7 protein-coding genes are annotated in these 11389 nt (G+C 61.5%); 5 read left to right on the forward strand and 2 right to left on the reverse strand.

Going from position 1 to position 11389, the window contains the following annotated elements; genetic code table 11:
- Positions 1–47 precede the first annotated feature (47 nt).
- The gene (locus CK226_RS28990) at positions 48–584 is read right to left on the reverse strand and encodes a hypothetical protein (RefSeq protein ID WP_095775451.1); all 537 of its coding nucleotides are present in this window, start codon (positions 582–584) and stop codon (positions 48–50) included.
- Between the two features lie 453 nt (positions 585–1037).
- Here CK226_RS28990 and CK226_RS29000 point away from each other — a divergent pair, with 453 nt between their 5' ends.
- The 4 genes from CK226_RS29000 to CK226_RS29015 are packed head-to-tail and all read left to right on the forward strand — an operon-like array spanning position 1038 to position 6623.
- Positions 1038–2486, forward strand: coding sequence for a TolC family protein (locus CK226_RS29000; RefSeq protein WP_095793678.1), 1449 nt, complete (start codon positions 1038–1040; stop codon positions 2484–2486).
- Between the two features lie 40 nt (positions 2487–2526).
- Positions 2527–4659 (forward strand): type I secretion system permease/ATPase, encoded by a 2133-nt coding sequence (locus tag CK226_RS29005; protein ID WP_095793679.1) that lies wholly within the window; start codon positions 2527–2529, stop codon positions 4657–4659.
- Positions 4660–4702: 43 nt separating this feature from the next.
- Positions 4703–5992 (forward strand): HlyD family type I secretion periplasmic adaptor subunit, encoded by a 1290-nt coding sequence (locus tag CK226_RS29010; RefSeq protein WP_095775447.1) that lies wholly within the window; start codon positions 4703–4705, stop codon positions 5990–5992.
- A complete protein-coding gene (locus tag CK226_RS29015) occupies positions 5982–6623 on the forward strand; it encodes a ribbon-helix-helix domain-containing protein (RefSeq protein WP_179296549.1) in 642 nt (213 codons plus the stop codon). Before CK226_RS29010 ends, CK226_RS29015 begins: the two co-directional genes overlap by 11 nt.
- A gap of 85 nt (positions 6624–6708) precedes the next feature.
- Here the strand turns inward: CK226_RS29015 and CK226_RS29020 are convergent, their stop codons facing one another.
- Positions 6709–7653: a transglutaminase-like cysteine peptidase gene (locus CK226_RS29020; protein WP_095793680.1), complete on the reverse strand. Its 945-nt coding sequence runs from the start codon at positions 7651–7653 to the stop codon at positions 6709–6711.
- A gap of 322 nt (positions 7654–7975) precedes the next feature.
- Between CK226_RS29020 and CK226_RS29025 the strand changes: the two genes are divergently transcribed.
- On the forward strand, positions 7976–11389 hold a 3414-nt coding region (locus CK226_RS29025), incomplete at its 3' end, for an Ig-like domain-containing protein (protein ID WP_210202263.1).

An 11389-nucleotide genomic window follows, 5' to 3' on the forward strand; every position in this document is an offset into this window, starting at 1 on the left:
CATGCAGTTGCCGACGTCCGGACGTTTTCGAAACGCCCCATGCCAGACTAAAGATCCCGTCCCAAAGTCATGAGACGCAGGGCCAGAGCCTCACCGCGCAGTCGCGTCTCGCGAAGGAACGCGACGTGACAGTACGCGCAGGCCGCGAAGCCCAGAACGAGCACCAGGCTGTTCTGCCAGGTAAAATCGATCTTCAGGGCGAATTGGAGGCCGTTGGACATCGGAAATGCCGCGACCGTGCTCGCCGTCTCCGAATGACTGCTGGACGCGATCATCAGTCCGGCAAAGAGCAAGGCGACGTGGTTGGCCAGGAAGAAGGCGGCCGCCGGTCTCACACGGCAAGCGCTCCAGAACACGAGTGCCGCGGCAACCAGGATGACGGCATCCAGGGCCATCGAACCGTGGAGATACGGGTCGATCTGTTGCCAGAACATCGCCGATAAGGGGCGCAGTTCAAGCCAGATCCTCCACATGGCGGGGCTGGCGGGATAGCTCCCGAGCAGCATGGTCGCCATTCGCTCGCAGGCCAAAACCACCAGGATGAAAGCCGGAAAAGCGAAGAGTAGTATCGGCCTGCGCTTCATTTTAACCTCTACAATCTGGCATCAGCATAGATTGCAGAGATTGAGCGAGGCTTAACGCGCCACTATGGCCGTGCTTGGCAGTTCATTCGGGCAGCCCTCAATTCAGTATCGGCCGTTCATGCCGTGGTCGCATGATCTTGGCCGAACGCCGCCAAATTTCCGCGGCTGCCTTCCGGCCCATGCAGGCTTCATACGATTCTGCCGGCATCGAGCCGTATGTGCGCCTGGACTTTTCCACAAAAGGCGGCGATTGGCTGAAGCCGCAGCCAACCCATTTTTGTGCCATTTTTGCTACATTTCCCAACCTTATGGCTCAGATGAGCGATTCAGGCTCCCCTATATTAATAATAACTCACATATTTTCTTGAAATTGTTGGATAGTCGCCTGAGACAAGGTCAGGCTTGGATCAGCGCCCGCAAAAGGGCGCAGGGGAAATGTTGGGGCGGGTTAAAATGAATACGAGAAGCATCTCGACTGTGAGCAAGCGCCTTGGTCTTTTGATGGCGGCTTCGATGCTGACCTGCGCAAGTGCGAGTGCGCTTACGCTCAAGGAAGCGATGGCGGTCGCCGTCGAATCCAATCCCGAAATCGGCCAAGCCATAGAAAATCGCGAAGCAATCGAGTTCGAGCTGCGTCAGGCCAAGGGCCTCTATCTTCCCAGCGTCGACGTGGAAGCGTCGGCCGGGGCTCGCCGTCTCGACAATTCCTCCCGGCGCGCGCTCTCGATAGAGCATGACGCACTTTATCCGGCGGAAACCGATCTGACGGTTTCGCAGACGCTCTACGACAGCGGCGCAAGGCGGGCCGAATTGAACCGCCAGGCCTCGCGCGTCGACGGCGCGTCGTTTCGTGTGCTGGAGCGGTCTGAATTCATCGGACTCTCGGTTGTCCAGGACTACCTCGAATACATGCTTCAGGCTTCGATCGTGGCAGAGGCAAAGAAGAACCTGGGCTTCCACCAAGCAATCCTCCACGACATCCAGGAAGGCATTGCTGGCGGCGGGTTGAACGAGGCCGACCGGCAACAGGCCGAAGAGCGCCTGTTCGCGGCCAAGGCCCGCATGCAGGAAGCCTCGGAGGAGCTGGAGGCCTCGAGGATCCGGTTCTTCAAGACCGTCGGGAAGCCGTTGACCAATGCATCCAGGCCGGTCGATGTTTCCGGCGCGCTGCCAAGGTCGCTGGACGATGCGATTGGCCTTGCGCGGGAGAGCAATCCGCGCGTCCATATGGCCAACAGCGATATCGCCGCGGCGGCCTCGCTGGTGGATGCGGCTCGCGCGAAATACGGCCCCTCGGTCGTTGCCGAAGGCGTCGCCCGGGCTGGGTATGACATCGACGGTGACAATGGCGACACATCCGATCTGCAGGCCCGCCTGGTGCTGCGGTGGAACCTTTACAGGGGCGGCATCGACAAGGCCAATGAGCAAGAGCAGATCCGCCGCACCAGCGAGCAGCGGCTTGCGCAGCACCAGGTACTGCGGGAAATCGAAGAAGCCGTTCGTACATCGTGGGATCGCCGCTTCCGGCAAGCCGACCTGGCAAAGACGCTGAAGCTGCAGGCCGCTTCCAACGAGAAGCTGGTCGCGTCCTATCGCGAGCAATTCAAGGTCGGGCAGCGCTCGCTGCTCGATGTGCTGGATGCGCAGAATACGCGTTTCAACACGGCGACACTGGCCGACACAGCATCCTACGCCTCTCTCTTTGCCCAATACCGGCTTCTCGCGGCCACCGGCCAGTTGCTGAAAACGATGGACATCCGGCCGCCAAAACAGGCCGCGGCCTATGCGCGGACCGAGTTCGGCGCACCGGAAACGGCCGACACGGAAACCTATGCGCGCACGCCGTCGGAACAGAAGAACGACCTGCCATTCGATATCCTGGCACCGGTCAGGAAAAAGTAAGCGAATGTAAGGACCGATCGAAAGTCCCTAAGGGCAGATCGTGAACCAGCAACCTAACATCCTCTCCCCGAAGGAGGCGTTCAAGGCCTGCTTCTCGGCCGTTGCCGGGTATCTCGGCAGGCCGAGCGCGCAAACGGTGCTGTTCGCCGGCGTGCCGCTGTCGGACATGCATATCGACATCGAAGCCATCCGGCATATTGCCGAGCGCATCGGCCTCGAAATCACCGAATTCAGCCATCGCGAGTTTCTTCGGGGACGCATCGACCTCCCCGCCATCGTGTTTCGCGTCAGTCAATTGCCGGTTGCCCTGCTGGCCGAAACGGAGGACGGCGCATTCACGACCGCTCCCCAGGAAGACGGCCGCCTAACCATCACGAAATCCGAATTGGCCGCCAGCTACATCAGTGGCGGCGTTTCCTTCTCGATCACATACGCCAACACTGCCGAAGGGATGAATGTCGGTTCGGCGCCGAAGATCGAGCGGCGACATTGGCTGACGGGGACGATGGGTCCGTTCTGGCGCACCTATTCGAAGGTTATCCTGGCGGCAATCTTCATCAACATGCTGGCCATCGCCTCGCCGATCTTCACCATGAACGTCTATGACAGGATCTTGCCGAACAAGGCGATATCGACGCTGTGGGTGCTGTCGATCGGCATCGCCGCGGTGATCCTGTTCGACCTGCTCCTGAAGACCGCCAGAGCGTCCCTCATCGACTATGCCGGGCGCAAGGCGGATCTGCGCATTTCCTATTTGCTGTTCGAGAAAGTGCTGAACTCGTCCCTGTCGGCGCGGCCAGGCTCGACAGGCGAATATGCAAATCGGGTGACACAGTATGAATTCGTGCGCGAATTCTTCACGTCCAACACCATAAGCGTGTTTATCGACACCGCCTTCGTGTTCGTCTTTCTCCTGGTCATCTATGCGATTGGCGGATGGCTGGTCATCATACCGGCGCTGGCCTTCGTGGCTTCCGTGATCGTCGGGCTGATCACGCAACGGCGCATCGGCAAGCGTGTCGCGGCCTCCATGAACGAGGCCTCGCAGCGGCAGGCCCTGCTGGTCGAATCCATCTCCACACTGGAGACGATCAAGTCGCTGCGGGCCGAGGCGTATCTGTTGCGAAAATGGGGAGAGCACTCCAAGAACGCGTCCAACACATCCGAGAAGATCAAGCAGCTTTCGGCGGCGGCCGGCAACATAACGCAGGCCATCCAGCAAATGGTCACCGTCGCCCTGATCGTGGCAGGCGCCTACGCCTTCTCGGAAGGACACGTCTCCACCGGAGCCATTATCGGCACCGTGATGCTGGCCGGCCGGGCGGTGTCTCCACTCGGCCAGATCGCCATCACCTTGTCCAGGCTTCGCCAGGCCATGCTCTCCTTGCGCATGGTGAACTCGATCATGGCGCAGCCGGAGGATCGCCCGGATACGGTGGGTTTCGTCAACCGGCCCATTCGCAACGGCGCCATGGTGTTCAGGAATGTCGGTTTTGTCTATCCGGGCTCCGAGAACGAGGTCCTGACCGGTCTGAATTTCTCGGTGAAGCCGGGTGAGCGCATCGGCATCATCGGCCGCATAGGTTCGGGAAAGACAACGATGGGCCGGCTGATCGGCAGGCTCTTCCTGCCGACGTCAGGCGAGCTGCTGCTGGACGGGATCGACATCCGCCAATACCACCCTTCGGAGGTTCGCGCCGCGGTCGGGATCGTCGCGCAGGCTAACGATCTGTTTTCGGGCACCATCAAGGAAAACCTCCTGATGGCATGTCCGGAGGCGACCGATGAGCAGATCGTCGAAGCGGCAAAGGCTGCCGGCGTCGACGATTTCGTCTCCCGTCACCCGCGTGGCTACGACATGAATGTCGGCGAGCGCGGCACCAATCTCTCGGGCGGCCAAAGGCAGACGATGGCGATTGCCCGTCTGTTGCTGACCAGACCGAAAATCGTCTTCCTGGACGAGCCGTCGGGTTCGATGGACCTGGCTTCCGAGCGGCAGCTGATCAAGCAGCTCAAAGTGGCTTTCGACAGGAACACGACGCTGATCATTTCAACGCATCGCTTCAGCATGCTCGAACTGGCCGACCGTCTGATCGTCATCGAGCAAGGCAGGATCGTTGCCGATGGACCAAAGGACCAAGTGATACAGGCGCTGCAGAAAACAAGCACCTGAAAAACAGACTTATTGAACGCATTCAATGCGTTGGGGTTAGGACATGCTTGCAAGGGAAGACCGGCCGCCGCTTTTCGCGTCGGCGTCCTTGTTCATCATAGGGGCACTCTTTGTGTCTTCCGTCGCCTGGGCGTCCTTTGCCGAGGTCGACGAAATCGCGCGCGGCGAAGGCAAGGTCATACCGGCTTCCAAGACCCAGATCATCCAGGCCAGCGAGCCGGGCGTCGTTCAGGAAATTGCCGTGAAGATCGGGCAGATCGTCAAGAAGAACGATCTCATCATCCGCCTCGACAACACGATGAACACGTCCAGCCTCGGCGAGCAACAGGCCAAGGCACGGGCGCTCCAGACGCGCATTGCACGGCTGAAATTCGAGCAGACCGGCAATATCGACGGTCCATTTCCCTGTCCGGCCGAAATCCAGAAGGTCGCGCCGGAAATCTGCGACAACGAGCAGAAGCTGCTCGTTGCGCGCCGTGACAACTTCCAGGTCAAGCTGTCGGTCCTCAAGTCGCGCCTCGATCAGCGCCTGAACGAATTGGACGAAGCCAACGCCAATCTCGATCGCCTCACCAAGAACCTCGAAGTCAGCGACCGGGAAACGGCGCTGGTCGAATCCATGGTCAAGAAGGGGCTGATGGCCAGGACCGAGCAGATCCGCGTCGAGCGGGAGCAGACCGAACTGCATGGGCAGCTGAACCTCGCCGGTGAAACCGTCAAGAAAGCCAAGGCGGCCATCACCGAAGCCCAGCTTCAAGTCAACGAACTCGGCCTGCAGCTGCAACAGGAGGCGCTGAGCGACCTGACCCAGGCGCTGGCCGATCTTTCGGTCGTCGATGAGACCATACGCGGCGCCACCGACAAGGTGGCGCGCACGGACATCCGCTCGCCTGTCGACGGCATCGTCAACACGCTTGACATCAACACGGTCGGCGCCTTCGTGCAGCCCGGCGCGGTCGTGGCCGGGATCGTGCCGACATCCGAGACCCTGCTGGTCGAAGCGCGGGTTTCACCGCGCGATGTTGCCTTCATCCGGCCGGACCAGGACGCGCTGATCAAGATTACCGCTTATGATTTCTCGATCTTCGGCGGCATCGAGGGCAAGGTCTCCAACATCACCGCCGACAGCCTGGTCGACCAGAAGACGGGCGAGCCCTACTATCAGGTGCGCGTCGCAACCGAGAGGTCAACGCTGACACGAGATGGCAAGACGTATTCGATCATCCCTGGCATGATCTGTTCGGTCGATATCAAGACCGGACGCAAAACAATCCTCACCTATCTGCTCAAGCCGATCAACAAGGCACGCGAGGAGGCAATGAGTGAACGATAACATCAGCTCTCCCGCCGCCGATCGCGAGCGGCTGCTGCCACCCATGGCGACTGAGGATTTCGAGCTGGAATTCCGGGTTGTGGCGCGTGGCGGCACGCGACGCGGCATTCGTCTGGAGCGGGCATTCTGGACCACGCTGAAGCAGATGGCCGAAAGCCGCAAGTGCACGATCGGCATGCTGATCGACGAGATCGCCGAAAGCCATGCCCACACAGGAAACCTGACGTCGGCAATCCGGGTGGCCTGCATGCGCGGACTGGCCGACGAAAACCAAACCTTGCGAAGGCTTGCGTCGATCAAGACGATCAACGCCATTCTGGTCGCCTGCCCGTCGCCGGCGTTTGCGCTCTCATCGTCGAAGAGGATCCTGACCTTCAACGCGCCGTTCCAGCAACTGGTCAGGCGTCAATTGCCGGTCGCGCCAAGCGAAGATGCGCGCCACGACCTGAAGCTTGCCCTGGATCTCAACGTCGCTGACATATTCGCGCGGCTCGACGCCAATGGCGAAACGCCGGTCGCCACCGGTTTCGTCATCGGCGCGGGCGACCGCCGCTACCGGGGGCAATTGAATGCGGTGCGAGCGCCGGTGCTCGAACCGGAGCTGCTGATGGCCTTCGTTTTCGGCGGCTAGTGCCTATCGCCCGAAAGTGACCCCGGTTCCGGGGAGACGACACGAGAGTGAAGGCGTGCCGAACCGGGTGCTTCGCTTGGCTATGCTATGGCTGCAGGCCCTCGCCAGGTGCGACCGTCGCAAGTCCGCCCTTGATATCGGCGACCTGGGCCGCGCCGGGCCTGGTGCCGTGGATCCACGCGCGGTCGGTGCTGAACGAGTACAATGGCACGTAGTCTGGAAGATCGCTGTCGCGCGAGACGACGTTGCTCAGGCTGTCCAGAATGAAGACGCCGCTGCCGGTGCTGACCGACAGCACGGCATGAAAGAAACCGCGCTTGCGATCCTGCAGGACGACGAGCGACATGCTCTGCGCCGGAATGCCGGCACGCAGCAGCGCCGCCATCTTGAGAATGGCGAAATCCTCGCAGTCGCCCGCCCGCCGCTCGAGAATTTCGGAAGGCTTGGCCCAGTAGTCGAGCTTGCCGTAAACCACGCTGTCCTTCTTGTAGGCGATCGCGTGATTTATGCTCGAGTTGACGAAGGATAGCTTGTCCACAAACCGCTTGTCCCTGGCGGCGTTGACGATCGCGGTGAAGATGCTGTTCTTGCCGTCGCACGCAGTGCCCGCGGAACAGTCGACGATTGCCTTGTAGACCGGCGCCCAACGCGCGGAAACCGGAAAATTATGCATGGACAGCGCAACCGATCCGAACACGCCGGGAATGATCGCCGCCGTCTGGATGGGATCGATACCGGCATTGCCTTGCACCGCCGAAAGGCCGGTTTCCTGATCGCTGGCGGCTGGACCGTAGCTGCCGAGAACCATGCCTATCCTGTAGGCCGAGGCTGGCTGCCAAGGCTGCGGCCGCAGCAGCGAAATGCCACCGAGGGCAGGAGGCGTTTCGACGTTCGCCAGCAGCGAATCGACACGATCGGCGCCGGCTGGGAACGTGCTGGCGAGCGATGGATGCGACAGGCCGAAAATGCCGATTGCCAGCAGCAGCGCTTTGAGCCCGGTTGCCCCCAGGGCAGATTTTTCTTTTGTCATAACGCCCACCTTTGACTGTGGACGCTACCAATCTCGTCTCAAATTATTGGAAATGAAGGTGGATAAGTTTTCTGTACTTCATGTCAGTTGTTTTGTGTAAAATTTTATACAAATTTATACTTCTGTTTACCAAGCGACCAAAGCCAGACCCCGCCAAGCGGATTGCACATTGGCCAATGTATATCAGGTTATATGTTTCGAGTTTACCACGCATAAAAAATGCCGAAGCCTGCATACCAGGATATATGAAACGGATTGCGGGACAGTTGCAAAGTAGAAGTGGCCCATGTCTCTTTCCGGGAAATGCCGGAGGGGTTTGGCTATGACCACCAGTAACGATTTGGACACCGTCTCTCATTCCTGGGACGAGCACTCTCAACATAACGGCCTGCCGTCGCAGGCGCAGATGCAGGTCGCGGAGGCCAGCCCGGCGCAAAAGGCCGCCCCGGCCGCCGCTGAACCGGTTCCCGTCGATGTCGGCAACGGCACGCCCGTCAAACCGGAAGCACCCGCGGAGGCCAAGGCCCCGGCGGCAGCCGCGCCGCACGAATATGTGGCCGACGCCAACCATGTGGTGAAGCTTCCGGCCAACGTCTCGATCGACAACATCAAGGTCGACGGCCATAACCTCGTGCTCGAGCAGGCGGACGGTTCGGTGATCGTCATCAAGGACGGCGCCCTCAACGTGCCGACCTTCATCATCGGCGATGTCGAAGTGCCTCGCGTTGCCTTGATCGCGGCGTTGGAAGCAAGTCATGTCGACGTCGCCTTCGGCGCCGACGGATCGATATCGGCAGGCGCTGCCGGTTCACCCTCGAGTGCCGGCGGAGACTTCTCGATTCCGCCCGGCGGTATCGGCGACGGATTCGGTCTCTCGGCGCTATTGCCGCCGACGGATCTGGCGTTCGGTCAGCCGGATCATCGCGAGCTGTTCCCGTCTTTGGTCGACAGGCCGGTTTCGGTGGTGGCCACGTCATTGCTCACCCCGGACCAGGCGGCCAGTGAAACCGGCCTCAACGGCGGCCCGTCACAGTCGCCGGGTAGCAACGCGGCGAGTAGTGCGGAAACCTCCGGGGTCGGATCGATCAGTGTCAACGCGCCGGATGGGGTCGGGTCAATCGTCATCAACGGCGTCGCCGTCACCGCTGCCGGCCAGCAGATTCCAGGCCAGTTCGGCTACATCACGATCCTTTCCTTCGATCCCAACACCGGCCACATCGACTACGATTATACGGTCACCCATTCGGTCACCCATCCCGATCAGACAACCGGATTTGATCCCAGCGACACGGTTCCCGACAATTTCAGCGTCACGGTTACGGATGTTGACGGCGATTCGGCCAGTACCACTTTTGCCGTCGCTATCATCGACGACGTGCCGACGGCGGTTGCCGATACGGACAGCGTTACGGAAGGCGGCACGGTGAACGGCAACGTGATTGCCGGGCTTGGCAGCGACGGCAATCCGGCTGGCGCCGACACTAAGGGCGCCGATGGCGCTTCGGTGAGTGGCGTCACCGGCGCCGGGGCGACGACGGTGGTGGGCGGAGAATTCCATGTCGTTGGCCAGTACGGCACGCTGACGCTGAGCGCGGACGGGACCTACAGCTACGTTGCCAATGCCAACATCAGCAACGCTTCGCCGGTGACGGACACTTTCACCTACACGCTGAAGGACGGCGACGGCGACACCTCGCAGACGACGCTGAATATCACCATCAGCGACGGGGTTGACCCGTCGGTGCTGACGAACGCGATCATCACCGTGGACGAGGCAGGGCTCGGCACCGTCAATGCCACCGGCAGCGCGGCCGCGACCAATGTCGAGGACGGCAGCGGAACGGTATCGTTCCATGCCGGTTCGGACAACATCACCGGGATGGCGTTCACGTCGGTCGCCGGAATCACGGCGGACGTCAACGGGGTTGCCGGCGCCGACATCGTCTGGACGCTCGTCGGCCCGACGCAGATCACCGGTTCGATCAACGGCGTCGATGCCATCCATATCGACCTGGTCGCATCGTCGCTGCCGATCCTGGCGGGCACCGACGGGTTCGCCACAGTCAATGTGACGCTGCTCGACAACTTCCCGCATCCCGACGCGGGTGGGCAGAACGTCATCAACCTGACCGGCATCAATGTGGTCGCCACCGATACGGACGGCAGCCAGGCGAGCGCAACGGTTCAGGTCAATGTCGACGACGACATACCGGTTGCGGTGAATGACGGTCAATCCGCGACGGAAGGCGGCGCGGCGATCGTGGCGAACGCGGCCAATGGCGTTCTGGCGAACGACCATGTCGGTGCGGACCAGCCCGGCACGGTGACGGCGGTGACGGGCGGTACGGTCGGCAACCCGATCGCGACGGCTTATGGCACGCTGACGCTGAACAGCGACGGCTCCTATGTCTATACCCCGAAGGCGTCGGTGCCGGACGGGACAGTGGACAGCTTCACCTACACGATGAAGGACGCGGACGGGGACACCTCGCAGGCGGTCCTGTCGTTCACCTTCTCGGGCGACAGCAATCATGCGACGGCGGGCGTGTCCGCAACCCTGGTCGACGAGGACGACCTTGCCACGGGCAACCATGACACAGCCCTGGGTGACGACACACCGAGCGCACAGCCCGGGACGCTGACGCACAATTATGGCGCGGACGGCGCGGGCCACATCGCGCTGGTGTCCGGATCGGAGACGGTGAACGGCACCACCTACACCTACACGGCGAATGGGGCGGGCACGCAGATCATCGCGTCGGCCGGCGGCGTCAATGTGTTCCAGGTCGACCTGACCAATGCGGTCACCGGCACCTATACGGTAACGCTGCTGTCGCCGGTCCAGCATCCGATCGCGGGCACCGAGGACAATCTCGCCTTCAATCTGAGCTACAAGGTCTATGACGCCGACGACACGGCTGCAACGGCCGCGACCGGCACGCTGACCGTGACAGTCGACGACGACATACCGGTTGCGGTGAATGACGGTCAATCCGCGACGGAAGGCGGCGCGGCGATCGTGGCGAACGCGGCCAATGGCGTTCTGGCGAACGACCATGTCGGTGCGGACCAGCCCGGCACGGTGACGGCGGTGACGGGCGGTACGGTCGGCAACCCGATCGCGACGGCTTATGGCACGCTGACGCTGAACAGCGACGGCTCCTATGTCTATACCCCGAAGGCGTCGGTGCCGGACGGGACAGTGGACAGCTTCACCTACACGATGAAGGACGCGGACGGGGACACCTCGCAGGCGGTCCTGTCGTTCACCTTCTCGGGCGACAGCAATCATGCGACGGCGGGCGTGTCCGCAACCCTGGTCGACGAGGACGACCTTGCCACGGGCAACCATGACACAGCCCTGGGTGACGACACACCGAGCGCACAGCCCGGGACGCTGACGCACAATTATGGCGCGGACGGCGCGGGCCACATCGCGCTGGTGTCCGGATCGGAGACGGTGAACGGCACCACCTACACCTACACGGCGAATGGGGCGGGCACGCAGATCATCGCGTCGGCCGGCGGCGTCAATGTGTTCCAGGTCGACCTGACCAATGCGGTCACCGGCACCTATACGGTAACGCTGCTGTCGCCGGTCCAGCATCCGATCGCGGGCACCGAGGACAATCTCGCCTTCAATCTGAGCTACAAGGTCTATGACGCCGACGACACGGCTGCAACGGCCGCGACCGGCACGCTGACCGTGACAGTCGACGACGACATACCGGTTGCG

Origin of the sequence: Mesorhizobium sp. WSM4311, assembly GCF_002295115.1 — a bacterium.
GTDB lineage: Bacteria > Pseudomonadota > Alphaproteobacteria > Rhizobiales > Rhizobiaceae > Mesorhizobium.

Coding starts and splice junctions, on each gene's coding strand:
- CK226_RS28990 (WP_095775451.1), bottom strand. CDS start 584: ATGAAGCGCAGGCCGATACTACTCTTCGCTTTTCCGGCTTTCATCCTG.
- CK226_RS29000 (WP_095793678.1), top strand. CDS start 1,038: ATGAATACGAGAAGCATCTCGACTGTGAGCAAGCGCCTTGGTCTTTTG.
- CK226_RS29010 (WP_095775447.1), top strand. CDS start 4,703: ATGCTTGCAAGGGAAGACCGGCCGCCGCTTTTCGCGTCGGCGTCCTTG.
- CK226_RS29020 (WP_095793680.1), bottom strand. CDS start 7,653: ATGACAAAAGAAAAATCTGCCCTGGGGGCAACCGGGCTCAAAGCGCTG.